Origin of the sequence: Bradyrhizobium sp. 76, assembly GCF_023073025.1 — a bacterium.
GTDB lineage: Bacteria > Pseudomonadota > Alphaproteobacteria > Rhizobiales > Xanthobacteraceae > Bradyrhizobium.
In genome coordinates this window covers 24113-47958 of record NZ_JADPIS010000021.1, presented here as the reverse complement: position 1 = coordinate 47958, position 23846 = coordinate 24113, and the positions used below count along the sequence as shown (strand labels likewise).

25 protein-coding genes and 2 pseudogenes are annotated in these 23846 nt (G+C 62.7%); 13 read left to right on the top strand and 14 right to left on the bottom strand.

Annotated elements, in window-relative coordinates; all coding sequences use genetic code 11:
* The first annotated feature begins 151 nt into the window (after positions 1-151).
* Together IVB48_RS07420 and IVB48_RS07415 are read left to right on the top strand one after the other, a co-directional pair.
* On the top strand, positions 152-1585 hold the full coding sequence (locus IVB48_RS07420; RefSeq protein WP_247399010.1) for an NAD-dependent succinate-semialdehyde dehydrogenase: 1434 nt from the start codon (positions 152-154) through the stop codon (positions 1583-1585).
* 6 nt (positions 1586-1591) lie between these two features.
* Positions 1592-3010, top strand: coding sequence for a PLP-dependent aminotransferase family protein (locus IVB48_RS07415; protein WP_247399007.1), 1419 nt, complete (start codon positions 1592-1594; stop codon positions 3008-3010).
* Positions 3011-3223: 213 nt separating this feature from the next.
* Here IVB48_RS07415 and IVB48_RS07410 read toward each other — a convergent pair whose 3' ends face one another.
* Genes IVB48_RS07410 through IVB48_RS07400 form a run of 3 tightly spaced genes read right to left on the bottom strand, consistent with a single transcriptional unit; the run spans position 3224 to position 5707 of the window.
* Entirely contained in the window at positions 3224-3436 is a 213-nt protein-coding gene (locus tag IVB48_RS07410; RefSeq protein ID WP_247360241.1) for a hypothetical protein, read from the bottom strand.
* Between the two features lie 45 nt (positions 3437-3481).
* Positions 3482-4825 carry an LLM class flavin-dependent oxidoreductase gene (locus IVB48_RS07405; RefSeq protein ID WP_247399004.1) on the bottom strand — a complete coding sequence of 448 codons (1344 nt, stop codon included), beginning with the start codon at positions 4823-4825 and terminating at the stop codon, positions 3482-3484.
* A gap of 45 nt (positions 4826-4870) precedes the next feature.
* Positions 4871-5707 carry a class I SAM-dependent methyltransferase gene (locus IVB48_RS07400; RefSeq protein WP_247399001.1) on the bottom strand — a complete coding sequence of 279 codons (837 nt, stop codon included), beginning with the start codon at positions 5705-5707 and terminating at the stop codon, positions 4871-4873.
* Positions 5708-6080: 373 nt separating this feature from the next.
* Here IVB48_RS07400 and IVB48_RS07395 point away from each other — a divergent pair, with 373 nt between their 5' ends.
* The 6 genes and pseudogenes from IVB48_RS07395 to IVB48_RS07370 all read left to right on the top strand — a co-directional run bounded on the left by IVB48_RS07395 (position 6081) and on the right by IVB48_RS07370 (position 10636).
* Positions 6081-6305, top strand: coding sequence for a hypothetical protein (locus IVB48_RS07395; protein ID WP_247398998.1), 225 nt, complete (start codon positions 6081-6083; stop codon positions 6303-6305).
* Positions 6306-6418: 113 nt separating this feature from the next.
* Positions 6419-6610 carry a hypothetical protein gene (locus tag IVB48_RS07390; RefSeq protein ID WP_247398995.1) on the top strand — a complete coding sequence of 64 codons (192 nt, stop codon included), beginning with the start codon at positions 6419-6421 and terminating at the stop codon, positions 6608-6610.
* Between the two features lie 301 nt (positions 6611-6911).
* A complete protein-coding gene (locus tag IVB48_RS07385) occupies positions 6912-7838 on the top strand; it encodes a TauD/TfdA family dioxygenase (RefSeq protein WP_247398993.1) in 927 nt (308 codons plus the stop codon).
* Positions 7839-7859: 21 nt separating this feature from the next.
* Entirely contained in the window at positions 7860-8918 is a 1059-nt protein-coding gene (locus tag IVB48_RS07380; RefSeq protein ID WP_247398990.1) for an ABC transporter substrate-binding protein, read from the top strand.
* Positions 8915-9774: pseudogene (locus IVB48_RS07375) on the top strand (ABC transporter ATP-binding protein). Before IVB48_RS07380 ends, IVB48_RS07375 begins: the two are co-directional and overlap by 4 nt.
* Complete coding sequence (locus tag IVB48_RS07370; protein WP_247398987.1) at positions 9767-10636, top strand: ABC transporter permease; 870 nt, start codon at positions 9767-9769, stop codon at positions 10634-10636. The pseudogene IVB48_RS07375 and the gene IVB48_RS07370 overlap by 8 nt, the downstream one beginning before the upstream one ends.
* Here the strand turns inward: IVB48_RS07370 and IVB48_RS07365 are convergent.
* A pseudogene (locus IVB48_RS07365) lies at positions 10633-10764 on the bottom strand (serine acetyltransferase); the annotation flags it as partial. The gene IVB48_RS07370 and the pseudogene IVB48_RS07365 sit on opposite strands and share 4 nt — an antisense overlap.
* 1041 nt (positions 10765-11805) lie before the next feature.
* Here IVB48_RS07365 and IVB48_RS07360 point away from each other — a divergent pair.
* Together IVB48_RS07360 and IVB48_RS07355 are read left to right on the top strand one after the other, a co-directional pair.
* Positions 11806-12027: a hypothetical protein gene (locus IVB48_RS07360; RefSeq protein WP_247298876.1), complete on the top strand. Its 222-nt coding sequence runs from the start codon at positions 11806-11808 to the stop codon at positions 12025-12027.
* Positions 12028-12045: 18 nt separating this feature from the next.
* A complete protein-coding gene (locus IVB48_RS07355) occupies positions 12046-12468 on the top strand; it encodes a hypothetical protein (protein ID WP_247298874.1) in 423 nt (140 codons plus the stop codon).
* A gap of 1169 nt (positions 12469-13637) precedes the next feature.
* On the opposite strand, the gene IVB48_RS07350 is transcribed toward IVB48_RS07355, so the two are convergent.
* Genes IVB48_RS07350 through mdcA form a run of 7 tightly spaced genes read right to left on the bottom strand, consistent with a single transcriptional unit; the run spans position 13638 to position 19649 of the window.
* On the bottom strand, positions 13638-14555 hold the full coding sequence (locus IVB48_RS07350; RefSeq protein ID WP_247398984.1) for an acyltransferase domain-containing protein: 918 nt from the start codon (positions 14553-14555) through the stop codon (positions 13638-13640).
* Entirely contained in the window at positions 14549-15403 is an 855-nt protein-coding gene (mdcB, locus tag IVB48_RS07345) for a triphosphoribosyl-dephospho-CoA synthase MdcB (protein WP_247398981.1), read from the bottom strand. Before mdcB ends, IVB48_RS07350 begins: the two co-directional genes overlap by 7 nt.
* The gene (mdcG, locus tag IVB48_RS07340; RefSeq protein ID WP_247398978.1) at positions 15400-16047 is read right to left on the bottom strand and encodes a malonate decarboxylase holo-[acyl-carrier-protein] synthase; all 648 of its coding nucleotides are present in this window, start codon (positions 16045-16047) and stop codon (positions 15400-15402) included. Before mdcG ends, mdcB begins: the two co-directional genes overlap by 4 nt.
* Positions 16040-16777 carry a biotin-independent malonate decarboxylase subunit gamma gene (mdcE, locus tag IVB48_RS07335; RefSeq protein WP_247398976.1) on the bottom strand — a complete coding sequence of 246 codons (738 nt, stop codon included), beginning with the start codon at positions 16775-16777 and terminating at the stop codon, positions 16040-16042. Before mdcE ends, mdcG begins: the two co-directional genes overlap by 8 nt.
* A complete protein-coding gene (locus IVB48_RS07330; RefSeq protein WP_247398973.1) occupies positions 16764-17678 on the bottom strand; it encodes a biotin-independent malonate decarboxylase subunit beta in 915 nt (304 codons plus the stop codon). The genes mdcE and IVB48_RS07330 overlap by 14 nt, the downstream gene beginning before the upstream one ends.
* Positions 17675-17992, bottom strand: coding sequence for a malonate decarboxylase acyl carrier protein (mdcC, locus tag IVB48_RS07325; RefSeq protein WP_247398971.1), 318 nt, complete (start codon positions 17990-17992; stop codon positions 17675-17677). The genes IVB48_RS07330 and mdcC overlap by 4 nt, the downstream gene beginning before the upstream one ends.
* A 10-nt stretch (positions 17993-18002) precedes the next feature.
* On the bottom strand, positions 18003-19649 hold the full coding sequence (mdcA, locus tag IVB48_RS07320; RefSeq protein WP_247398969.1) for a malonate decarboxylase subunit alpha: 1647 nt from the start codon (positions 19647-19649) through the stop codon (positions 18003-18005).
* A 193-nt stretch (positions 19650-19842) separates the two neighbouring features.
* On the opposite strand from mdcA, the gene madL reads away from it, so the two are divergent.
* The 3 genes from madL to IVB48_RS07305 are packed head-to-tail and all read left to right on the top strand — an operon-like array spanning position 19843 to position 21734.
* Positions 19843-20277 (top strand): malonate transporter subunit MadL, encoded by a 435-nt coding sequence (gene madL, locus IVB48_RS07315; RefSeq protein ID WP_247398967.1) that lies wholly within the window; start codon positions 19843-19845, stop codon positions 20275-20277.
* Positions 20274-21038 (top strand): malonate transporter subunit MadM, encoded by a 765-nt coding sequence (gene madM / locus IVB48_RS07310; protein ID WP_247398964.1) that lies wholly within the window; start codon positions 20274-20276, stop codon positions 21036-21038. Before madL ends, madM begins: the two co-directional genes overlap by 4 nt.
* The gene (locus IVB48_RS07305) at positions 21039-21734 is read left to right on the top strand and encodes a GntR family transcriptional regulator (protein ID WP_247398961.1); all 696 of its coding nucleotides are present in this window, start codon (positions 21039-21041) and stop codon (positions 21732-21734) included.
* 136 nt (positions 21735-21870) lie between these two features.
* Here IVB48_RS07305 and IVB48_RS07300 read toward each other — a convergent pair whose 3' ends face one another.
* The 3 genes from IVB48_RS07300 to IVB48_RS07290 all read right to left on the bottom strand — a co-directional run bounded on the left by IVB48_RS07300 (position 21871) and on the right by IVB48_RS07290 (position 23839).
* Positions 21871-22497, bottom strand: coding sequence for a LysE family translocator (locus tag IVB48_RS07300; RefSeq protein ID WP_247398958.1), 627 nt, complete (start codon positions 22495-22497; stop codon positions 21871-21873).
* Positions 22498-22511: 14 nt separating this feature from the next.
* Positions 22512-23141 (bottom strand): FMN-binding negative transcriptional regulator, encoded by a 630-nt coding sequence (locus tag IVB48_RS07295; RefSeq protein ID WP_247398955.1) that lies wholly within the window; start codon positions 23139-23141, stop codon positions 22512-22514.
* 206 nt (positions 23142-23347) lie between these two features.
* Entirely contained in the window at positions 23348-23839 is a 492-nt protein-coding gene (locus IVB48_RS07290) for an ester cyclase (protein ID WP_247398952.1), read from the bottom strand.
* Positions 23840-23846 lie beyond the last annotated feature (7 nt).

The following is a 23846-nucleotide window of genomic DNA, read 5'->3' as shown; positions in this document are numbered from 1 at the left end:
CCACTGGGGAAATCAACGTCGGTCGCAGAGCCCACTTACTTTGAGAGCAGAGACGGTTCACATCAGTGCCGCCTCGACAGATGGGGCTCGGTCCAATCGTACTCTCGTTCACTCGCGCCTGAGCGCAACATATCCGTCTAAGGAATCGAAGATGTATACGAAACTGGCACTCCTCATCGATGGTGAGTGGATCGAGGAAACCAATGCTGGAAGCGAGACCGTTCTCAACCCGGCGACGGAGCAGCCTCTTGGTAAGCTGCCGCACGCGGCGACGGAAGAACTAGACCGCGCACTCACGGCGGCAAACCGGGTCTTCGAAAGCTGGAGGCGCACCTCGCCTTATGAGCGGGGGCAGATCTTGCGCCGCGCGGCCGGCCTGATGCGAGAGCGTTTAGACCATATCGCCACTGTGCTGACCTTGGAGGAAGGTAAGACCCTCGCGGAAGCGAAGGGTGAGATCACCGCCGCGGCAGAGTTTTTTGACTGGTTCGCGGAAGAGGGGCGGCGCAGCTATGGGCGAGTGATCCCGGCGCGCCTGCCCGATATGCGCCAGACGGTCACGCAGGAGCCGGTCGGCCCCGTCGCTTGCTTCACGCCCTGGAACTTCCCGGCAGTAACGCCCGCGCGCAAAATCGCCCCCGCTCTTGCCGCCGGATGCACTTGCATCATCAAGCCAGCTGAGGAAACGCCGGGGACCACGCTGGAGATCGCGCGGGCGCTCACCGACGCAGGGCTCCCCAAAGGCGTGCTGAACGTGGTTTTCGGCATCCCGGCAAAAGTCTCCGAATATCTCCTGCGTTCCCCCATCATCCGCAAAATCTCGTTCACGGGATCAACACCCGTGGGACGTCACCTCGCTCGGCTTGCAGGAGAGACCCTGACCCTCGCCACAATGGAGCTGGGCGGCCATGCACTGGTGATCGTCGCGAAAGACGCCGACGTACAGCGCGCGGCGGAGCTCTCCATGACCATCAAGCTGCGCAACACTGGCCAGGTTTGCACTTCGCCGACACGGTTTTTCGTGGAACAGCCGGTCTACGAAGAGTACCTCGAACACGCTCGTGCCTTCGTGGAGAAGCAGGTTGTCGGTGATGGCCTGCAGGCGGGCACCACAGTGGGGCCCGTCGCCAACACGCGCCGTGTCGCTGCCATGGACGACCTGATCTCCGACGCCTTGTCCCACTCGGCGCGCCTTGTGGTCGGAGGTGAACGACTGAAGGGGACGGGTCTGATGTATCGACCCACGATCCTGGCGGATATGCCGGACCGGGCGCGGGCTATGAGAGAAGAGCCGTTCGGCCCGCTTGCGCTGGTACAACCTGTTGATGACCTAGAACAGGCCATCGCACGGGCGAATGCATTGCCCTACGGTCTGGCCGGATATGCCTTCACCCGCTGCGCCGCGACTGCCAATCGCATAGCGGAGGAGATGGAGGTCGGCGTCATCGGCATCAACCAGATGGTGGTGACGATACCCGAGACGCCATTCGGCGGAATCGGCGACAGTGGCTGGGGCCGCGAGGGCGGCATCGAGGGTCTGGAGTCCTACACTGTCAGAAAATATGTCGGCCATCTTCATGTCTAGCATCCGATGGGACCGAAAGGAAAAGGAGCGCGAGACGTGAGCTTGGACGGGCCACTTTCCGCCTGGCGACCTCGGCAGCTCGCTTCCGAGGGACCGCGCTATCTAGCCTTGGTCAATGCTCTTGAGCAGGACATCGCCGATGGCCGGCTATCGGACGGCGATCGTCTGCCGCCGCACCGTGACCTGGCACGTGAGCTTAGTCTCTCCGTCGGGACTGTGAGCAAAGCCTATCAGGAGGCCGAACAACGCGGTATCGTCAGCGGTCATGTCGGGCAGGGTACGTTCGTCCGGCGCCGTTCCGCCGCCCGAGCCGAGCCGCCACCTAGAGATGAGCCGATCAATTTGGCCTTGAACGTACCCGTCGAGGGCGGCGAGACCCAGATCCTCTCACAGACGTTCAGTGAGGTGATGCGCGAGGCTGATCTTGCACCGTTGCTCCGCTACCATCCCCATGGGGGCATTTGGCAGCATCGCGAAATCATCGCTGCTTCGATGTCGGATAGCAAGCTGACCGTCAACCCGACTCAGCTGTTCCTGTGCAACGGCGCTCAGCACGCCATCGACATTGCCCTTCGCTTGGTAGCAAAGCCGGGCGACAATATCCTGGTCGATACCTTCACCTATTCCGGCTTCAAAGCGATCGCGGCGGCCAGCCACCTCAACTTGGTACCAGTCGAGATGGACGACGAGGGCATCAAGCCGGAGGCGCTAAAAGAGGCCTATCGCACGTCCGGGGCGCGGGTGCTCTACTGCATGCCGACGTTACAGAGCCCCACGGCTCGTACGATGAGTCTCGCCCGCCGGCGGCGCATCGCCGAAGTGGCCGAAGAGCTCGATCTCGCCGTGATAGAGGATGATGTTTACGGCTTTTTCTTCACCGAGCGTCCGGTGCCGATCGCCTCCTTGGCACCGAGCCGCACCTTCTACATCACCTCCTACTCCAAGTGCCTTGCTCCCGCCTTCCGGCTCGGAACATTGACGGTCCCGACCGACCACATTTCTCAAACCGAGCTCCTTATGCACGCCTCCGCCTGGTTCGTAGCTCCGATGCTGAGCGAGGTGGTGGTGCGGCTGATCGAGAGCGGCAAGCTTGAACATCTTCTGCGTGAGCGGCGCCTGCAGGCGCTTGAGCGTTACCGGGTGTTCCTGGACGTTTTTCCAAAAGCCGCCAAGCTTCAGTGCCCGGCTTTCTATGCATGGTTGCCATTGCCGCGGGAGTGGTCCGCAGATCAATTTGCCGCCGCGGCCCGCGGCCGCGGCATACTCGTAACCCCACGCATCGCATTCGCGGTTAATGACGGCGACCCCGGCGCAACCCGCATCTGCCTTGGCGCACCAAAAGATGTTGTCGCACTCTCCGATGCGCTACAGACTTTGCGCGAAATCCTCGTCCGGCACCCAGTAAACGTCGTTTCTGTCGCCTGACGTTGCAACCGGCGAGCGGAAGACATTTACGCCACGCAATCCGTCGCGGAATTATACTGTCGATCAATCGCAAGAAACCGTGTTTGCTCCCGCAACCTGAACTTACTAGCCCTTGGCGAACGACCGCCCATTTCTGCCGACTCTCCAACACTCGGTCCTTGGGATTGCGTCGGTTGACGCGGTCGGCCGCCCTTCGCGTAGAACCGGACCTTATTATCGGTCGCGTCGATTTAGAATGAAATAGTTGGCCAGCCCGATCGTTAATAGCAAGAAGGCCGACACGACTGTACGAATCAGGATGGAGTCGATCTCGGACTTGAACACGGCGTTGTTGGCTTCAGCACCTGTTGAGAAATCGACATAGGACCCGGCGGCGAGGAGGAAAATGGCCAAAAGGCTGGAGAGGAGAAACAACGCCGTCTTCATGTCTGCTTACCGTTCGGGAGTCTGGATGTGGGTGCGGAAACAGTCTCAGGCAATCGCCTTGACTGCGCTGGAGTAGACGCTGGCCGGCCGCGCGAGTCCGTAGTGCTCGCGCAAGGTCGTGCCGGTGTAGTCCTCGCGGAACAGGCCGCGCTTGCGCAGGATCGGGATGACCTGCTCGGCGAAGGTATCGAAGCCGCCGGACAGCCATGGCGGCATAACATTGAAGCCATCGGCCGCGCCGCCCTCGAACCAGGTCTGGATGTTGTCCGCGATCTTCTCCGGCGTGCCGGCAATGACCCAGTGGCCGCGCGCGCCGGCGAGGCGCTGCACCAGCTGGCGAATGGTCGGCTTCTCGCGGTCGACGATATCGACCACGAGCTTGAAGCGGCTTGCGACTCCGCGCGCGCTCGCTGTGTCGATGAGATCCCGGGGAACCGGGCCATCGAGATCGTAGCCGGTGAGGTCGAGGCCGATCATCTGACGCAGCTGCGTCAGGGAGAATTCGGGCTGGATCAGCTCGTTGAATTCGTCCTGAAGTCGATCGGCTTCAGCCTGCGTGCTGCCGATGAAGGGGCTGATGCCGGGCAGGATCTTGATCTCGTCGGGACTGCGATCGAAGGTGCGGGCCTGGCGCTTGATGTCGGCATAGAACGCCGTCGCGGACTCCAGTGTCTGATGCGCCGTGAAAATTGCCTCCGCGAACCGGGCGGCGAACGCGCGGCCGTCGTCGGAAGAGCCGGCCTGTACGTAGACCGGCCGTCCCTGCGGCGCCCGCGAGATGTTCAGCGGGCCACGAACGCGAAAATGCTTGCCGATATGGTCGAGCGTGTGGATCTTGCTGGTGTCGGCGAAGATGCCAGAAGCCGGATCGTTGACGAGCGCGTCATCCTCCCAGCTATCCCACAGCCGGGAGATCACGTCGAGATATTCGCGGGCGCGCTCATAGCGCTCGTGGTGAGGCGGATGTTCAGGCAACCCAAAGTTCTGTGCGGCCTGCTGCGCACCGGTGGTGACGATGTTCCAGCCGGCGCGACCCCGGCTGAGATGGTCGAGAGACGCAAACAGCCGTGCCAGATTGTACGGCTCGGTATAGGTCGTTGACGCCGTCGCGATCAGCCCGATACGGCTCGTGACGGCGGCAATCGCTGCGAGCCAGGTGATTGGTTCGAAACGAAGGCGCTGGGCGTACCGAACGTTGTCGGCCAGCGCCGGCCCGTCGGCAAAGAAGATGGCGTCGAATTTGCTCGCTTCGGCCCGTTGCGCCAGCTCCTGATAATGGGTGATGTCGAGGATGCGGTCTGGTTCAGATCCCTTATAGCGCCACGCGGCTTCGTGATGGCCGCCCGGATAGATGAAGAGATTGAGAACAAGCTGGCGTTGGTTGCTCATGGTTCGTTTGTCCCGATGCGATGGCCAATGGTGAGACTTGAACGATTAAAGACCCGGAGAGGAATCCCGTGGCTCCGGCTTTCGAGCGAACGCGAAGCGCAGATATCGCTCCGGGCGGAGGCCCTCCGGGGTGCGCTTCGCCTCGACCAAGCCAGCAAAGGCGCGCTCGATCGCTTCCCGTTCCGCTGTGGAAAAGCCGCCGAGGAAGTTACCGAATGCGCTAGCCTCGGACCATGCGAGCGCCGAACTCACGTCGTCATGCAAATCGACCAGTGAACGCAGGTCGCTTCGGTAATCGACGAGACCAGCCTCAACGAAGAGCATTTTGAGCTCGTCGTCGGTGGCTCCGAGGACCCGGTGCGCTTCACCACTCCTCTCGGCGAACCCAGCCTGTTCGATCGCCTGCAGAAGCACGGTGCGGGACTCGTGAGGTTTGGTCGGGTCCTGAATGTTCAACCCGATCCGGCCGCCCGGCTTGAGAACGCGGTGGATTTCGTGCAGGGCTCGCCGCTTGTCCGCGATCCAATGGAACACGCTGTTGAGATAGACGGCATCGAAGTCCGCAGGTTCAAAGCGCGAAAGGTCTTCGGCGCGGCCGACCGCGAATGTCAACGTCTTCGACGCGCGGAGACGCGCGATGGCAATACGGTTCTCGAGAGGATCGATGCCGGTCACACGGCCGTCAGGGCCGACAAGTTCTGCGACGAATTCGGTAAGGCGGCCCGTACCGGCACCGATATCGAGCACGTGATTCCCGGCCTTCAATGCGAGCGGGCCGACGAGGAATTTACCGTGATGAAATTGGAGGATGCCGGCCTGCTCATAGGTGCGAGCAAGCTCGGGTGTGTCTCGTTCAAGGCTGATGACGCCGGAGGTCGACATCGTGCTTCTCAAATCTCCAACGGGCCGACGAGACGGCTTGATTGGACGAAGTTTATGTTGTCGGAACGAGGAATGTCGATGAAATTGAATTGCGATGTTCGGTGTGATGCGAGCATGAATCTAGCGGCGCGTATCCCTCGAAGAAATGATGTTGCAAACCGATCGTCTCGATTGGATGCCCCAGCGCATGCCGAGCGTCTCGCCCCGGTCTCTGGCTTGCTCCACGACGCTACGCAAATCTTTCAACACGCCGTAGCCCGGCGATGGGTTCGTTGTGCGGGTTGAAAAACAAAGCCGATTCCATTTCATTGACTGAGTATCGTTCGCTTCTACGATTTGACCGCATTTGTTGCTGAAAATTCGAGGTGCGAACATGTTTCAGTCCGATGTCGACACTGCGGGACGCGAGACCTTGCGCCTGATTGGACCCGATCCGCAGAACTGGAGCCCTGACCGTCAGGGGATCGATCACAACGTCGCCATCATCGGCGGCGGGCAATCCGGAAGCGCGTTCGCCTTTGCGTTGCGTCGTGCCGGCATCGGCAAGGTCACCCTGATCGATTTTAGCCTTCTGCGGACGAGCAGGACGAAACCCTGAGCGCACATCCCTATCTCGGGTCGGGGCACGAATTCCTCGAGAAGGCGCCCGGCCGCGCGCCCTGTCTCCGTAACATCCACGTCTTCAACCCTGCGGCGTTCGTGAGCTTCGGCTTGCCGATCGGAGACGTCCCGAGCTTCAAGCGGGATATCCCGGCCGTCGTCGCGCGAATCAGCAGGGATCTCTTTCTGGACGATCTTGCCTCGCATGAGGCCCGCATCAATGCGCCGATCGCCGACGATTTCGAACCTGCACTCTACGCGCCTGCGGTGTGGCGCAGGCAAAGCGTCGCCGCGGCTGAATAGCAGAAAGCGCAGATATCAATCGGATACGTCGTGCGGGTGCGTGCAACTATTTTCCACCTTCGTCTAACTTTGGAAGCTATTTCCGAAAGTCTTGAGTTAGCATCCTGTGACTGAGCGAGAGGCTGCATCGATGCCGTCTCTCGGGGAAGATGCCGCCAGACCCGATTGCCGCCAGAGCAGACGGCGATACTGCAAGAGGATCGATCACGACCATCAGCTGTGTATTTACTCCGCCATCGCATCAGCGATCGGCGAACGGCGGAGCCTTGTCCAAATGGGATCGCGGTCTTGGGAAAATGACATGACGGACGCAATCACCATCGACAACGTCATTCCGCGCGCGGATATCGTCAAGCGGTCGGCGCGTATCGGCGCGGAGATCAGGAATATCACGCTCTCAGGCGATCTGCCGGACCGGACGATCGCGGCCATCAACCAGGTTTTGCTTGAGCACAAGGTTGTCTTCTTCCGCGACCAGAACCATCTCGACGATGCGGGGCAGGAGAGTTTTGCCGTGAGGCTCGGCAAACTGGTTCCGCACCCGACGGTCGGCGCGACCAAGGGAACGGCGTCGATCCTGGAGCTCGATTCCGGACGCGGCGGCGGCCGCGCCGACCAGTGGCACACCGATGTGACCTTCGTCGACGCCTATCCGAAGATCTCCGTGCTGCGCGGCGTCGTGATCCCCGAGTTCGGCGGCGATACGATCTGGTCAAACACCGCGGCATCCTATCTCGATCTACCGGCGCCGCTGCGCAAGCTCGCGGACGAACTCTGGGCGGTGCACAGCAACGCCTATGACTACGCCGTCAAGACCCGCGCGAGCGAAGCCGACAGGAAGCACTTCGAGGAGGTCTTCACCGGTACGATCTACGAGACCGAGCATCCCGTCGTTCGCGTCCATCCCGAGACCGGAGAACGGACGCTGGTGCTTGGCAATTTCGTCCAGCGCTTCGTCGGCCTGCCGAAGTACGACAGCCAGAAGCTATTCGACCTGTTCCAGTCCCACATCACTGCGCCCGAGAATACGGTGCGCTGGAGCTGGCGCCAAGGAGACGTGGTGATTTGGGACAACCGAGCCACCCAGCACTACGCGGTCAACGATTACGGCGACCAGCATCGCGTCGTCCGGCGCGCAACCATCGACGGTGAAGTGCCGGTCAGCATCGACGGCCGCAACAGCGTCACTCGCGTCAAGTCGACCAAGCCACAGGCGAAGGCCGCCTGAAACGAGCGAGGAGTGAATACAATGGAAATCGCTATCTCTGCGTTGCGTCGCCTGGTTGCCGGTCTGCGTGCAAGAGGGCGGCAACTTGGCCTCGCCGCCCTCGGGCTGATAGGGCTCGTCGGCAGCGCCATGGCCGAGCCGCAGCTCGAAAGGACCGAGGTCCGCTATCAAGGCTGGGCCGGCCAAGTCACGTTTATCGAGCTGGCCGATGACCTCGGCTATCTCGCGCCGCTCAAGCTGAAATGGATCGGCAACACCATCAGCGGTCCGCAGGACATCCAGACGGTGGTGACCGGCGATATCGACATCGGCGGCGCGTTCTATGGCGCGATCATCAAGCTGATCGCGGCCAAGGCGCCGATCAAGGCGGTGGTCGGCTACTACGGGTCGGATGACAACACCTACAACGGCTATTACGTGAAGGATGACAGCCCGATCAAGACCGCGCGGGACCTGATCGGCAAGAAGGTCGCGGTCAACACGCTCGGTGCACATCTCGAATTCGTGCTGCGCGAATACTTGGCTCGTAACGGCCTTACGCCGGCGGATGCGAAGCAGGTGACGCTGGTCGCGATCCCGCCCGTCACCGGCGAGCAGGTGTTGCGGCAGGGACAGGTCGAGGTGGCCACGCTCAACGGCGTGTTGCGCGACAAGGCGCTCGAACGCGGCGGCATCCGCAGGCTGTTTGCCGATACTGACATCTTCGGAAACTTCACCGGCGGGTCCTACGTGCTGAGGGACAAGTTCATCAAGGACAATCCCAACACCTCGCGCAGGCTGGTCGAGGGCGTGTCGCGTGCCATCGCCTGGGCGCAGACGACGCCGCCGGAGGAAGTTCGCGCCCGTTTCGAGCGCATCATCGCCGATCGCAAGCGGAACGAGGACGCCACACCGATCAAGTACTGGAAGAGCACGGGTGTTGCGACCAAGGGCGGCGTGATCGGCGATTCCGAGCTGCAGGTGTGGGTCGACTGGCTGGTCAAGGATGGTCTCTTGAAGCCGGACCAGCTCAAGCCGTCTGATCTCTACACCAACGAGTTCAACTATTTCCGCCCCGGCAAGACCGCGGAGGCGAAATGACTACGATCAAGATCAGATTCGAGCATGTACGGAAGGACTTCCTGGTCCGGGGCAAGGATGGCGGGCCGGCGCAACGCTTCACCGCGCTGGACGACATCACGCTGGATGTCCGGCCCGGCGAGTTCCTTGCGCTGGTCGGGCCGAGCGGCTGCGGCAAGTCGACCTTGCTGGACCTGCTCGGCGGCCTTTCGCTGCCGAGCAGCGGGCGGATCCTGCTCGACGGCAAGGCCATCAACGGACCGGCGCGCGACCGGGGCATCGTGTTCCAGCAATACGCGCTGTTTCCTTGGCGGACGGCCGCGCAGAATGTCGAGTTCGGACTCGACATCGCCGGCCTGAAGGCCAGGGCGCGGCGGGAGAAGGCGCTGCACTATCTCGATCTGGTCGGGCTGTCCGGCTTTGCCGACCGCTATCCGCACGAGCTCTCGGGCGGCATGAAGCAGCGCGTCGCGATCGCGCGAAGCCTCGCCTACGATCCCGGGGTGCTGCTGATGGACGAGCCGTTCGCGGCGCTCGACGCGCAGACGCGCGAGACGCTGCAAGGCGAGCTGTTGCGGATCTGGCGCAGCACCGGAAAGACCATCCTGTTCATCACGCATGGCATCGACGAAGCCGTCGTCCTGGCCAGCGCGTGGCGGTGATGACTTCGCGTCCTGGCCGCATCAAGCAGATCGTCGATATTCCCGACGAACTGCATAGCGAAACCGAGGACGTCCGCTCGTTGCCTCAGTTCGGGCGTGTGCGGCATGAGGTCTGGTCCTTGCTGCGCGACGAGGTGTTGAAGGCGCAAGGAGCTCAGGGCCCCGCAGCGGACGGCGAGGGCGTCGCAAAGCCGAAGGAATTGGCTCATGTCTAATCTGGAGGTGCTGACGCTGCTGGAGCTGGCCGAGGGAAGTCCGAAGGACCGAGCCGCACGACGCGCCGGCGCGCTTACCGCGGCGCCGGGCGACTTCGCGCGATGGTTCGGTGCCATCGGGCAGCGATCGCTGCTGCTGGTGCTGTTCCTGACCGTTTGGGAGACGGCGCCGCGGTTGGGTCTGATCGACGTAACGTTCCTGCCGCCGTTCTCCGAGGTGATCGCCGCGGGTTGGCAGCTCGCGCAGAGCGGTGAACTCTATGAGGACGTCGGCGCAAGCTTGCTGCGGGCGCTGAGCGGATTCCTGATTGCTGTCGTTGTGATGGTGCCGCTCGGCGTGTTGACGGGATGGTACGCCCGGCTTGGCGATCTGCTGAACCAGACCATCGAGATCGCGCGCAACACGGCGCCGCTGGCGCTGCTGCCGGTGTTCATCCTGTTGCTCGGCATCGGCGAGCTCTCGAAGGTCACGATGGTGGTCTATAGCTGCGCCTGGCCGCTGCTGCTCAATACCATCGCGGCCGTCCGTCAGGTCGATCCGCTGCTGGTCAAGTCGGCGCGGACGATGGGCGCGACGCCAAGCCAATTGTTCCGTAAGGTGATCCTGCCGGCGTCGCTGCCAACCATCTTCGTCGGCATTCGGCTGGCAAGCGCTTCCGCGATGCTGGTGTTAGTCGCTTCCGAGATGGTCGGTGCCAAGTCCGGGCTCGGCTATCTCATCATCAACAGCCAGTACAGTTTCCTCATCCCGCAGATGTATTTCGGCATCCTCGGCATCACCGTGATCGGCCTCGTCTTCAACGCGATCCTCGAGGCACTGGAACGTCGCTTGATGCGCTGGAAGGCGCCCGTAGCGGCCTAGCCCCGTTTGTTGCGGGCCGTAGCCTGCGTCACGATGCTGTTCGGCGGCACATCCTGGGTCACCCAGACGTTGCCGCCGATCATCGAGCCGCGACCGATCGTGATCCGGCCGAGGATGGTCGCGCTCGCCCGATGAAGAGCGCGGCGCGATGGACCTGGTCGCACAGGCTGTCGAGCGCAATGCTGAGGCGGTTGAGGAGAACGACATGCAGAAGCGCCCCCGGTTCTGGCCTAGGCTCAAAAGTGCTACGTGCTCGCGAAACAGTGGGCTCGAGAACGAAGATGACCTTACCTACGAGCTGCTCCATGACGACGTCGTGACGGCCGATCACCTCCCGCCGCAAAGCATCACGGGGGCGGCTTTCCACATTGTGTGTGCGCTGTCTGAGATGGACGTGACTGTGGCGAGCGAGCTTCGCCGTTGCGACTAGCGCCCGTTGCTCAAACGATGAGGGGCGACTCTTGGCTGCACTGCAACGCCGATGGCGCTGCACGATAAGGATGCGAAAAGGACAGGGTCGCGCTCCTATCGCTTGGGAAGGAGACCTGATATTTTGCCGCCGTAACCTTTTGATCAAAATCTTTGAAGACGCTCCAAATTTGATCGTACCCCGGTGGGGAGTTTTGTTCATGCAAAGCGATTTAAGGTGCGCCGGGCGTCACGCGGCGAGTGCCGTTGAGGTGGAAGAGTTCGCCGCCGAGCCTCTAGCGACCGGCAGGCCCGAAGCTGCAAACGATAACAACGAGGACGGCCCCTCGCTGCTCGTTCCATTTCCCGAGGGTTGGTACGCAACTTGTTGAAACATGGTCCGAGATCGGGGCCTAGCTTCCGAGTGCGCGTACTATCCGCTCGACCGTACGAAGCGGTGTTCCGCTCTTTTCTGCCGTGTCCTTTGCGAAGCTGCCCGTACCGCCAATTTGGCGGATTGATCTGCGGTCGCCGCCCTTCTTCGTCTCGGATGCACCGCCTCATAAGCCGGCTTCCGCTTTGCGACCAGCTTCGCCCGTTGTGCCGCCCTCAGGTCGCGGATCAGGTTCTCATCGATTTCAGCGAGCCAGACGATCCCGACTAAAAAGACGGCAGAACGAAATTTGCCGAGAGCAGGAACACTATTCACCGGGGCGAGGTTTGTTTTTCATCAGAGGCTAGGGATCGCGGAGTTCTCTTCCATGGCTACCCAGATCGTAATGGACAGCACAGGCGACAGCAGACATTTCTTTGAGCGAAAGGACCCGAAGGGGCTCGCCGAGGCTGAGCGGCGCTTCAAGAAGTTCACCGCCCAGGGATTTACCGCTGCCACTCGGACGCCGGCCGGCGATCTCAAGCTGATACGGTCATTTGACCCAACAGCGGATGAAACGCTGTTCTATCCGCACTTAGTCGGCGGTTAGAACCGTCCAGCATCAAAGATGTTTTTGTTCGGACGTAACGTCGCCCAGGGCGCGCGTCTACGTGCCCTGCGTGCCCTTTATCGGAGCTTCAACGAGCAAAATGGCCCGGAAGCGCGTGCACGTCGTCTTTTGCGGGAATGGTTATCTCCAGAACAGCGCGCGCAATTTGATGCCAATGGCTTTTTTGAAGTCGCTGGTTCTCTTACTGGCCGTCGATACCGAATTTATCAGGGCACGATGAGTAATGTTTTGGAGCTGGATGAACAACTGGAGCCTAAGGTGGGGTGGTGCTTCCTCCCCGAACGGGCGTTGGCAGTTGGCGATGTGATGCTCGCCCAGAAGATCGCACTCGAAACTGACGAAGCCGCAGTTCTCGCGATCGCGAAGTCGTTTTCTCCGAGACTGCCGTTTGTGCCCCGAGCAGTGCGGCGCGGTCACTAGAGCTGATCATGGGCGGGGCCGTCGCTTGTGACGGCGGCGACCCCTCGCCGCGAAGGCGCCGTTACGCGAGACGCGGACCACTTCGCGACTGCATCCAGCATGGGCGCTGGGCCCGATCGACGCAAGATCGTCCGTGCGTTAGTGTTACTTGAACCGCGGCCTAACTACGTTCGGCCGCTTCGTGGATCGGCCGCGTGAGACCATTTCCTCGACAGCTTGCAGCATCCGAGCGGATTCAGACCGAAGATGTCGAGTGTGCGCCGCATCTTTTGGCTCTAAGAATCTCGACGAGGAAGCGGTTCAATCGCGATGTGACGAGACGATTGTCAGAGTGTTGCGAGCGCAACGCCGTGATCTGTCCTCGTGTCTCGACTAAATCGAGCGGGTGATCATCCGGATCATTCGTCAAAACGGGGCTCGCGCTATCCATAGCAAAAACGCGAAACCGACGCGCCGAATGTGATGGCGCGCCGACTTCGCCATTGATGGACCCGGACGGGGGCAATGTCCGGTGTTCAGCCTAGCGTCGCCGGAGGCCGGGGCAACCTAAGTCGCGAATTAAGCTTGATGTCGGGGCTGCAGGTTAAATACCGGAACCCGAAATCGCAGACGGCCAAGCGTGCAGACAATCGGACGTTGGCTGCTGTGGCACGGGATGGTTCTGTTCCTATTGGGGTTGCTGACCGGCTTGGCCGAACAAAGCTTCTCGAACAGGAGGGTGGGCTTGCGGCGCACCTCTAGGGCGTCATGAACGGGACTTTCCTTTGGGGCTGGGGTGCTGTTGGACGCAGGTTCGACTATCCGCCGAGCTTGAGCGCGGCACGTTTGCAGCGCTGGTGGCGGGGACATACGGCAATTGGGCGACGACAACGCTCGCCGCTGTGACCGGCACAGCCGCACTCTCACCCATCACAGCCGCGGGTCGAGGTGCGCCGGCCTGGCAAGAGATGCTGGTGACGACCGGCTTCGTGTGGGTTGGCATCCTGATGCTGGCCAGCTCTTGCATCGTGCTCTGGGGGCTGAGGCGATGAGGTGGGCAGAAAACAACCAGGATCTTCTGTCGGAGGTACCGTACCCGTGCGACGATCGGTTGGTAGTCCTGTTCGGGCCCATGTGGATCCGGCCTGCTTTGCAACGCACGCGAGCGTGGCTCGCTTCCGGATCTCCTGCTATACGGCAGCAACCCAGTTACGTAGGCCCTCGATCGTGCGAAAGCCGTCGGCGGCGTAGCAGCGCATGTCCGGCTGAGATGCTAGCATCATCTCCGCCAGCGCGTGTCCGGGCCCGAGGTCTAATACCTCGGTGACGCCCAGCTCTGTAAGCGCGTCCAGGGTTGCCGCCCAATCAATAGGATGGGCGACCTGGTTTGCCAGCTTCACCGTCGCGCCCGCGACCGAGAAGATGCGTTCGCCGTCACCGCCGGCAAGTAAGACGCGATGGTTTGCGACGGCCGCGTCCCTGTTGACATCGAGTGCCTGTTGCAGAGGTTGGCAGGCCTGCGCGAGCCTTGTCGTATGCGACGCGATTTTGACGGCCAGAAGCCCCGTTCGCGCTCCTTTCCGGGCAGCCTCGTCGCAGAGCGCAATGACCTCCCGCTCCACGCCTCCGATCACGAAAAGAAGGTCCGGATTCCTGATCGCGATCTCGCAGCGGTGCTTTGCAAGCAGAGGTTCGATCGTAGCCCGGTCGAGCCCGCGGATGTAACCCAGGCGACCGGTGGGCCCCGCTGCGTTCTCCATCAGCCGGGCACGAATATTGGTGAGCCGCAACGCTTCTTCGGCAGTCCAGATTCCCGCGATACTCCAGGCCGCCATCTCGCCGACGCTATACCCGGTGACAGCGGTCTCTTCGGTCAACAGGTCAGCGATGCAGGCGTGGGTCGCGAGAGCCGATGTGACGGTCAGGATCTGGCTGGCATAATTCTCGGACAGTTGCTCGGGGTTGCGCGTCCGAACGAATTCCCGCGGGTCCTCACCGAGCCAAGCCGTCGCCGCGGCGAAGATTGACTCCGCGGCAGGCTGGTCCGCGACAAGATCAAAGATCTTGCCCGAAAGCGCACCTTGTCCGCCGCAGAGCAGTGCTAACATCCGCGATCTATCCGATCGACGAATAGCGCCATGGCCAGCAGGTCTGCGGAGCCGCCGGGACTGAGATTGCGGGTCAGGAACGCTTGGTGAATGTCGGCGGCACGCCTGCGCCATTCCGGTGATCCAACACCGCCGGCGGAAAGGAACGCTGACGCGCTGGCTTGCGCGAAGCACAGTCCCTCGGGCCCGCCTCGATGCAGGAGGTTGGTGTCGGTGACGCTAGTAATCAAGCTCATGCACGTCTGAACGCGAGCGGCTTCCTCGTCATGAGGTGCAAGCTCGCGCGCTGCCTGCAGCGCGGGTAGGGCGATGTCGTAGACAGACGGGAAACCGTCGGCGGCTTCCCCCCTGGCGCCCCCGGCGCCATAGCGCCGCGCGGCCACAGCGCCGTGGCTGCGCAGCGATACCGGGCCAGATAGGATGTCCTCGCCCCAACGCTCCGAAACCAGCCGGCCAAGAGATTTGCAAATGCCGACGGCATTCCGATAGCCGGCCGCGGCGCAGAGCAGGCCCAGTCCGAAAATCGCGCCGCGATGGGTGTTGACGCTGGAGGTCGCAGCCATCATCGCGCGCTCCGCGGCAACCCCGATGGCGCGCAGCCGGTTCATGCCCGCACCTGCGGCGCCCGCGAGGGCGAGATCGCTGAAGAAAGGCATCAAGGTCTCAGCGCTCAGGCACAACAGCCCGGCGTCCATGTCGCGATGCGCACCGTTGTCGACATGGCTGACAAGCCCGGGCTTCGGATAGGTCTTTACTTCCAGCTTCAGGCATAGCGAAGCAAGATGACCGAGCTGCTCGGCATCAAGCGCGCCGCCCGGCTGTGATTGCCATCTGAGCGCAATGGTCATGAGACATGACCTGTGAGGAAGGCCGCGCGAGTCGTGGTGGTCACTCCTGCCGGGCTCTTCACAAGCACTTCGTCTTCGTCAGTGCCGGTCAGTTCGCGCCATTGAACCCCGCCGGCGGGACCTGTGATCTCACCGTCCAGCCGCATCGGCGACTGCTTTGCGATCCGCGCGATGCCGGACAACAGAATTCCGGTCTTGTCGGCCGACGAGAGAGGCCACAGCAGATCGAGGTCCGAGCCGTCCGAAAGATAGGGCAGGCCGGTGAGGTGCTGCCAAGCAAGGCTGCCATAGGCGCGGGTCTCCGGCAGGAGTTCGACGAGTTTCTCAATCGTCTCGCGCCAAGCGGTCGGCGCCGCGGCCGCGGCGTCGGCCAGCAACGGAGGCTGAGCGAACGCGACGATATCGGCTGCGGCCAGCGAGACCGCAATACGACGTTTACCATGGCTCGGCGGCAGCGGCAGGCCGAGCGGAACGAGGCCTGCAGTATCGCTGCAAGCCGGTCGGCGAACGACGAGAGGACGGCCGACGTGTGCCCAGCCTGCGACGATCGGCTCGCTGGCGAGTTCCGGATAACGCTTCATCACGGCCGTCCAGCCGGCGGCTGTGACCTTGACCATGCTGTGGCGCGCGAGAGCTTCACCCATTTGGCGCTCCTTGATGTGAAGTGGCTGAGACGACAACGCGCTCGGCAAGTTCGGCCGCTTTCCGCCGGCCGCCACGTTGGGCACCGATCTGGCCGCGATCATCCTGTCCGTGCGGTCGTTGCAGCACGGCCGCAAGCTGCGGCGCCAGCGGCGCATGTTCATCCCAGACGGCGTGAATGCCGCCGGTCTGCACCATGTTGTCGAGCCCGGGCGCGAACACCGGCGTGGCTTCGGCCTTGGCTTTCAAGACGTCGATCGGAAGCTTGGTGACCCGGGCCATCGACGGCAGATCCATCACCGCGGGATGCGCGCCGGGCAGCGCCACCAGCGTGCCAGTGGCAAGCGCGGTGGCGATGAATGCGCCGGCGGCGCTGCCGCCATAGAGCAGGCCGACGGTGCGGTGTCCTTCGGCTTCCGCCAGCAGCAGGGCCTTGGCGAGATGCGACAGATATTCGCTGAGGCCCAGCAGTTCGTCGCGCTTGCTCATGCGCTGGCTGGCGGAATCCACCAGGAACAGGATCGGCGCACGGTCCTTCGTTTGGACGATCTCGACCAGCCGCCCCGCGAGCACGATGGCTTCGTCCACGCCGAGCGGCTGCCCCTGCGTGATGCCGAGCACGTGGATTGGTCCGCCGTCAGGCAGCGTCGCCTCCCCCGCGATCATCGCGCCGGTCGTTTTGATCTTGCGGCCGTTCGGGAATAGGCCGGCCAGGATGTCATCGAGCGTCATCGGCATTCTCCCTGTTGGCTGCCGCGCGAAGAAATGCGCCGGTCGAAAGTGCGGGAATCTCGGTCGGCTGCCCGATGCCGAGCGTCTCCCAAATATCGACGGCGTCCTCGGCCTCGCCAAAGCGCTGCAGCCGTCGTTCGAGGCGCTTCTGCTCGGCCTCGAGAATCTCGGCGTCGCATCGTCTGGCTATTTTGATCGCGTCAATGGCCGCCTCGCGAAACGCCGTCGCTTCGTCGTCGACGAAGATATCGGCACCGCCGATGAGATAGCGGTGCTTGCCGCCCATCGTGCGCCAGACCAGCGCGCGGTCGCGCGAGTCGAATTCCTCGATCCCCTTGTTGGTTTCGATCACCTCGGGGCCGCTGACGCTGAGCCGCCCCTGTTCGGAGATGATCAGCCGCGAGCAGGTGCCCGCGATCAGGCTGCCGCCGCCATAGCAGCCGGCGCGCCCCCCGATCAGGCCGACGACGTGGATGCCGCCGCGGCGTGCCTCGATGATCGCGCGCATGATCTCGGCGATCGCAAGCTCGCCGGCATTGGCCTCCTGGAGCCGCACGCCGCCCGTGTCGAACAGGATCAGCAGATCTTGCTTGAGCGTGCGAGCTGCGCGCAGGAGGCCGGTGAGCTTGGCGCCGTGGACCTCACCGAAGGCGCCGCCCATGAAGCGTCCTTCCTGTGCGGCGACGAACACCGGCGAGCCATCCAGGCGACCGCGGCCGATGACGATGCCGTCGTCGAACTGCTCCGGCAGGTCGAAGATCGCCAGATGCGGGCTCATCTCGCGCTGCTCGGGACCGATGAATTCGGCAAAGCTGCCCGCGTCGACCAGCGCTTCTATGCGCTGCCGGGCGCTCGCCTCATACCAGCTCAGCGTAACCCTATTGGCTGTGGCCACCGTCATCGTTCCGGCTCCTCGATCTTGCGGATGCCTTGCGCGAGGCGCAGCGCGACCGTGTCGGGTCGGGCTCCGCCGTCATTGATGGAGATGCGCAAGCCACCAGCAGGCCGGCGGGCAACGAAGTCGCGAACGACGGCGTCCCACACAGCGCCGAAGCCATGGGCCGCGGTCGTGATGTCGATCATGCAGGTGTCGGCTGGCGAAGCACGCTCCAGCAGCACTTCGAGATTGCCGGAGGCGACGACGCCAACGATCGCCTGCGCGCGGGTGCCGCCGGCGCGCGTCGGGGCAGATAGTCTGAAGTTCAGCGTTTCCATGCGAAACTCCTCACCAGTTGCGGAAGCGGCTGGGCGGGCGGTAGAGACCGCCGGAAGCCAGCATGAGGTCCTTGATCGAACGGGCCGCCAGCAGGCGCCGGTCGGCATCGAGCGGATCGATGCCGAGATCCTCGGGACGGCGGATCACGCCGCGTTGCCGGAGCTGCTCCACGAGCTTTGCATCGCGCGCGCGCCCGACGTTGGTGTAGCCGGCAACGCCGCGGATCGCCTGCTCGCGCTCGTCCTTGCTGCGGCACATCAGCAGGTTGGCGATGCCTTCCTCGGTGACGATGTGGGTAACGTCATCGGAGTAGACCATCACCGGGGCTAGGTCGAGGTCGAGCTTGCGCGCCAGCTCTAGCGCATCGAGTTGCTCGACGAAGAGCGGTACATTGCCGTCACCGAATGTCTCACCGATCTGCACCACGAGCTTGCGGCCTCGGCGCAGGGCAGCATTGGACGCGGGGTCGGCCTCGGCACCCGCTTTGAGCCAGGGTTCGCTCGGGTGACGGCGCCCGCGCGGATCGGAGCCCATGTTGGGCGCGCCGCCGAATCCGGCGATGCGGTTGGTCGTCACCGTCGAGCTGTGGCCCTCGAGGTCGATCTGCAGCGTCGATCCGATGAACATGTCGCAGGCATAAAGGCCCGCCGTCTGGCAGAAGGCGCGGTTGGAGCGCAGCGAGCCGTCGGGACCCGTGAAGAAGATATCGGAGCGCGCCGCAACATAATCCTCCATGCCGACCTCCGATCCGAAGCAGTGGATCTGCTCGACCCAGCCGGATTCGATAGCCGGAATCATCGTCGGATGCGGGTTGAGCGCGAAATGGGTGCAGACCTTGCCCTTGAGGCCGAGCTTCTCGCCATAAGTCGGCAGCAAGAGCTCGATTGCGGCGGTGTTGAAGCCGATGCCGTGATTGAGCCGGCGCACGCCGTAGGGCGCATAGATGCCCTTGATGGCGAGCATCGCCGTCAGAATCTGGGTCTCGGTGATGGCGGCGGGATCGCGGGTGAAGAGCGGCTCGACATAGAAGGGACGACCGGCTTCGACCACGAAATGCACGAGGTCGCCGGGAATGTCGACGCGGGGCACCTTGTCGACGATGTCCGTGACTTGCGCCACGACGAGACCGTTCTTGTAGCTGGTCGCCTCGACCACCGTCGGCGTGTCTTCGGTATTCGGCCCCGTATAAAGGTTGCCGTCCCTGTCGGCGCTGACCGCCGCGATCAGTGCGACGTTCGGCGTGAGGTCGATGAAGTAGCGCGCGAACAGCTCGAGATAGGTATGCACCGCCCCGAGCTCGATCTTGCCGCCGAACAGCATGCGCGCGATGCGCGCCGATTGTGGGCCCGAATAGGAGAAGTCGAGCCGCCGAGCGATGCCCTTGTCGAAGATGTCGAGGTGGGATGGCAGGACCACCCCGGACTGGACCATGTGGAGGTCACGGACGTCTTCGGGGTCAAGGTTCGCGAGCGCCGAGGCGAGGATGTCAGCCTGCTTCTGATTGTCACCCTCCAGGCACACCCGGTCTCCTGACCGGATCACGGCATTCAAAAATGCGGGCAGGCTCGGGATCGGGACGACCTTTCCCTTCGCGTGCTTTCGGCCGGCCGCCAAGCGCTCTCCCAGGGCGGCCCTTTGCATACCCCAACTACTCATTTCGGCTCCTTGGCATGCGAGGTTGGCTTCCATGAGCCAGGGTGTATGCGTATTGCCTTCCAATGTCAATTAATGTATACGCACGATGCTGAGCGATAGACAGTCGCATACACAGGAGGGAATTTTCGATGCGAGTGCATACACAGCTTCGATCTCTGGGGGTCAGCGCCCCGCTCACAGCCGGGAGGCGCCCGTGACCATTTCCGGCGTAGCTCTGCTCGCGATCTGCACGCTGCTCGGGGTCCTGCTCGGCGACCTGCTCGGCGTCGTCCTCGGTGTGAAGGCCAATGTCGGCGGCGTCGGCATTGCGATGATGTTCTTGATCGCCGCCCGGCTATGGCTGCTACGGCACGGTCTCCTCAGCCACGGGCTGAAGACGGGCGTCGAGTTCTGGGGCAGCTTCTACATTCCCATCGTGGTCGCCATGGCCGCGCAGCAGAACGTCGTCGCTGCGGCAAAAGGCGGTCCCATCGTTGTCATTGCGGGGATCGGCGCGGTGGCGGTGTGTTTCGCCCAGGTCGCTTTGATCAGTCGACTCAGCGGCCGTGTCGAGACGATGGACGAGATCGAGGCGCGCGAGGCGATCGAGGCGAATGTGCCCCGCTTCAAGTCCGGGAGGATCGGATGACCATGATATCCCACGTTCTTGCCGCAAACTCGCTGATCACGGCGTTCGCCGCGGTGGGCATCCTGATGTGGATCTCCGGAGCGATCTCGAAATATCTCACCTTCGGGCGCATTCACGCCTCGGCGATCGCGATCATGCTCGGGCTTTTGCTCGCGTTTTTCGGAGGCCTCGCCACCAACGGTGAAAAGGGCCTCGCCGACCTGCCGGGGCTAACCGGAATTGGACTGATGGGAGGGGCGATGCTGCGGGATTTCGCCATCGTCGCCACCGCCTTCGAGGTCGACGTCGTCCATGCGCGCAAGGCCGGACTGATCGGTGCGGTCGCGCTCGGATTGGGGACGGTCGTTCCGTTCATTCTGGGCGTTCTCGTCGCCGCAGCCTTTGGCTACACTGACGCCGAATCGCTGACCACGATCGGCGCCGGCGCGGTCACCTACATCGTCGGGCCGGTCACGGGAGCGGCGATTGGCGCCTCCTCGCCGGTTATTGCGCTGTCGATCGCGACCGGTGTATTCAAGGCGGTGATCGTGATGATCGGTACGCCCTTTGTTGCGAAGATGATCGGCCTAAATAATCCGCGCAGCGCAATGGTGTTTGGCGGCTTGATGGGTACGGTCAGCGGCGTTTCTGGAGGCCTGGCGGCAACAGATCGGCGTCTAGTGCCTTACGGCGCATTAACAGCAACGTTTCATACCGGGTTGGGATGCCTCGTCGCACCGTCCATTCTGTACTTCACGGTGCGCGCAATCATAGGAAGCTGAATGGCAGGTCTGTTTAAAGTTGCTGCTGAGGCAGAAGAAGATAGCGGCCTTCTCTCCGATCGCATCCGTAATGCGCTCACCGACGAGATTGCCTCCGGTGCGCTGGCTGCCGGTTCGGCGCTGGAAGAGCAGCAGCTTGCCGATCGCTTTGGGGCTTCCCGCACGCCGGTGCGGGAAGCCCTCCGGCAGCTTGTCGTCAGCGGGCTCGTCGAGGTGCGGGGCCGTCGCGGGCTCGTCGTGGCACGGATGACACCCGAACGCATCATGGACATGTTTGAGACCAGCGCAGAGGTGGAAGCCATGTGCGTCAGGCTCGCGACCTATCGCATGACACCGCTGGAGCGCAGCGATCTGATCGAGCTCCACGACAGCTCGCTGGCAATGGTCGACGCCAACGACGTGGATGCCTACGATGCGTTCAATCGGCTGTTCCACGAAGGCATCTATAGCGCAACGCACAACGCGTTCATGGCCGAGCAGGCGCAGGAGGTCCGTGCCCGTCTCAGCGCCTTCCGCCGCACGCAATTGCGGCAGGGCGATCGTATCCGCAAGTCCCGGGACGAGCATGATTCTATCATGCAGGCGATTGCGGAGGGCGATGGTGATACGGCCGCTCGCAGAATGCGCGCGCACATGTTGAACGCCGCCGCCGCGCTTCGGCGCTACATCGACGACCGCGCCGGCGGACAAGGTTGAGCAGCAGGATGAGCCTACTTGCGCATTTGGCTGTAGTTTACCCATTTTGGCCCACGGTCGATTGGGTCGAGCGCCTGATGTTTTGCTTGTTCTGATGGGATGACAACGTCAGATCGACACCGCGACAAGCGTGAGTCTAGCTTGCGCGACGCGCGATAAGAAGCGCGGCCCCGAGTCCGCACATTACGGCTCCAGAGGTCCGTCTCGTCCGCGCGATAAACGTGGGTCGCCCGGCGAGTCCATCCCTCGCTTTGGCCGCCCAACGGGTCACGATCAGGTCTACGCCAGTGTTCAAGGCGACGGAAATCGTGCCCAGCACAACGAACTGCAGAGCCACGTTCACGCTCGTGCCGACGAACTGCGGAATAAAGGCAAGGAAGAACGCGGCCGTCTTTGGATTCAGCGCCTCCACGACGATGCCTTCGCGCAGCGCACGGCCAGCGCCGGTCGTCTGGACTTCGGTCGGCGCGGGCACCCGCGCTTCCTTCCACGTCTTAATGCCGAGCCAGATGAGATAGAAGGCGCCGGCGATCTTCAGCGCAGTGAACGCTTCCGCGCTCGCCATCACCAGGGCCGAGATGCCGATCGCGCCGGCGAGCACGTGTACGAAACCACCGAGACCCAAGCCGACGCTGGATGCTAATCCCTCGGTCCGGCCGCCGGCCAGCGTGCGAGCGACGATGTAGAAAATGCCCGGTCCCGGCGTGACCGCCACGACCGTAGCTGCGGCCAAGAACAGCGCGAACGTCTGAAGCTCGAACATCGTATCGCTGAATGCTAGACACGCACGGGAATTAGAGGGGCCGCGGCACGGTCCGCAGGATGCTCGCTGGCTGCTAGGCCCGCCGCGACGCCGATGCGATCGGCCATTGGACGATTCTGGCTCATCTTGCGCTTGCCTTCGAAGCGCACCACCGGGATGCGGATCCCGACGATGCCGCGCAACTGGGCGGCAATGAAATCCGCGGGAGCGTCGGAGACGGCCCATGGCTTCGCACGCGCTGCTTCGTGCTTCCGCGTCAGGCGAGTCACAACGTCGAGCAGGCGCTCTGGATCCTGGAAGAACTCGACAGGCCCGTACGCGTGCACGGCGACGTAGTTCCAGGTCGGCACGACCTTGCCGGTCTCCTGCTTGGTCGCGTACCAGGAAGGCGTTACATAGGCCTCTGGACCCATGAAGATCGTGACCGCGTTTCCGATCGGAGGAACCTGCCACTGCGGATTGGCTTTCGCCAGATGCCCGTAGATCACGCCGTGCTCGCCCTCGCTTTCGTCGAGAAACAATGGAAGCGGCGTCGCGAGCGGGCCCTCGGCAGTCGCCGTCACCAGATTGGCCAAGCGGGCGTCGCGGATGGTCGCGCGGATACTCTCGACGTCTTCGTCCTTGAATGCGGGAGGCGTATACATGGCTTGTCTCCGTTAATGGGATGGTCCGGCCGCGCTTCTGCCCCGCCAGCAAGCGAAGCTGGCAAGGGGTGGCTACAGACAAGGAGCACGCCATGTCTCAGACACCGCGATGGCCGTGATCGGCATCGATATCGCAAGAACTCGTTCCACGTCGTGGGCCACGCGTCAAAGATGGTCCGCTCGGCGCGAGTGGTCATGGAGCAGGGCTACTTGTCCGTCATGAATTCCGGCTCGCTAGTTGCATCCGGTGCGAGACGACCGAGCAGTCCATGGATGTCGCCCAAGACCCACAGATCGCTCACCTTGTCGCCACGAAACGTGAACATCGGCGCACCGTACCACCACACGTGGCGTCCGGTGGCCGCGTGGCCGAACATCGGCTTTCGATGGATGCCGTGGAAGCGCAGCTTTCCCGAGACCACGTTGCCCTCCTCGACGAGATCGAGGATGTCAGACGTGTAGTTTTCCAGGGAGTCTGTCACCCATCTGACGTAGTCCGCGAACTGATCGAAGCCGACGAGGACAGGACCGAGAGAGCCCCGGAAGGTGAACCCAGGTTGAAATATTTCGGGGATTAGAGCAACGTCCGCATTGTCCCACATTTCCTTGTAGAACTTTCGGACGACCTCTTTCTGAGGGCTGAGAGTAATTCGAGCAAAGTCCATGGCGGGCTCGAGTCCTGGCGGCGGCGCAATCATCTTAGGC

What these genes read in the sequence shown, in the direction of transcription:
- IVB48_RS07410 (WP_247360241.1), bottom strand. Translation starts at nt 3,436, where the DNA reads ATGAAGACGGCGTTGTTTCTCCTCTCCAGCCTTTTGGCCATTTTCCTC.
- IVB48_RS07400 (WP_247399001.1), bottom strand. Translation starts at nt 5,707, where the DNA reads ATGTCGACCTCCGGCGTCATCAGCCTTGAACGAGACACACCCGAGCTT.
- IVB48_RS07355 (WP_247298874.1), top strand. Translation starts at nt 12,046, where the DNA reads ATGTTTTTGTTCGGACGTAACGTCGCCCAGGGCGCGCGTCTACGTGCC.
- IVB48_RS07380 (WP_247398990.1), top strand. Translation starts at nt 7,860, where the DNA reads ATGGAAATCGCTATCTCTGCGTTGCGTCGCCTGGTTGCCGGTCTGCGT.
- madM (WP_247398964.1), top strand. Translation starts at nt 20,274, where the DNA reads ATGACCATGATATCCCACGTTCTTGCCGCAAACTCGCTGATCACGGCG.
- IVB48_RS07405 (WP_247399004.1), bottom strand. Translation starts at nt 4,825, where the DNA reads ATGAGCAACCAACGCCAGCTTGTTCTCAATCTCTTCATCTATCCGGGC.
- IVB48_RS07350 (WP_247398984.1), bottom strand. Translation starts at nt 14,555, where the DNA reads ATGTTAGCACTGCTCTGCGGCGGACAAGGTGCGCTTTCGGGCAAGATC.
- IVB48_RS07370 (WP_247398987.1), top strand. Translation starts at nt 9,767, where the DNA reads ATGTCTAATCTGGAGGTGCTGACGCTGCTGGAGCTGGCCGAGGGAAGT.
- IVB48_RS07385 (WP_247398993.1), top strand. Translation starts at nt 6,912, where the DNA reads ATGACGGACGCAATCACCATCGACAACGTCATTCCGCGCGCGGATATC.
- IVB48_RS07300 (WP_247398958.1), bottom strand. Translation starts at nt 22,497, where the DNA reads ATGTTCGAGCTTCAGACGTTCGCGCTGTTCTTGGCCGCAGCTACGGTC.
- IVB48_RS07415 (WP_247399007.1), top strand. Translation starts at nt 1,592, where the DNA reads ATGGGACCGAAAGGAAAAGGAGCGCGAGACGTGAGCTTGGACGGGCCA.
- IVB48_RS07290 (WP_247398952.1), bottom strand. Translation starts at nt 23,839, where the DNA reads ATGATTGCGCCGCCGCCAGGACTCGAGCCCGCCATGGACTTTGCTCGA.
- IVB48_RS07295 (WP_247398955.1), bottom strand. Translation starts at nt 23,141, where the DNA reads ATGTATACGCCTCCCGCATTCAAGGACGAAGACGTCGAGAGTATCCGC.
- mdcE (WP_247398976.1), bottom strand. Translation starts at nt 16,777, where the DNA reads ATGACGCTCGATGACATCCTGGCCGGCCTATTCCCGAACGGCCGCAAG.
- mdcB (WP_247398981.1), bottom strand. Translation starts at nt 15,403, where the DNA reads ATGACCATTGCGCTCAGATGGCAATCACAGCCGGGCGGCGCGCTTGAT.
- mdcA (WP_247398969.1), bottom strand. Translation starts at nt 19,649, where the DNA reads ATGAGTAGTTGGGGTATGCAAAGGGCCGCCCTGGGAGAGCGCTTGGCG.
- IVB48_RS07420 (WP_247399010.1), top strand. Translation starts at nt 152, where the DNA reads ATGTATACGAAACTGGCACTCCTCATCGATGGTGAGTGGATCGAGGAA.
- mdcC (WP_247398971.1), bottom strand. Translation starts at nt 17,992, where the DNA reads ATGGAAACGCTGAACTTCAGACTATCTGCCCCGACGCGCGCCGGCGGC.
- IVB48_RS07330 (WP_247398973.1), bottom strand. Translation starts at nt 17,678, where the DNA reads ATGACGGTGGCCACAGCCAATAGGGTTACGCTGAGCTGGTATGAGGCG.
- IVB48_RS07360 (WP_247298876.1), top strand. Translation starts at nt 11,806, where the DNA reads ATGGCTACCCAGATCGTAATGGACAGCACAGGCGACAGCAGACATTTC.
- mdcG (WP_247398978.1), bottom strand. Translation starts at nt 16,047, where the DNA reads ATGGGTGAAGCTCTCGCGCGCCACAGCATGGTCAAGGTCACAGCCGCC.
- IVB48_RS07395 (WP_247398998.1), top strand. Translation starts at nt 6,081, where the DNA reads ATGTTTCAGTCCGATGTCGACACTGCGGGACGCGAGACCTTGCGCCTG.
- IVB48_RS07305 (WP_247398961.1), top strand. Translation starts at nt 21,039, where the DNA reads ATGGCAGGTCTGTTTAAAGTTGCTGCTGAGGCAGAAGAAGATAGCGGC.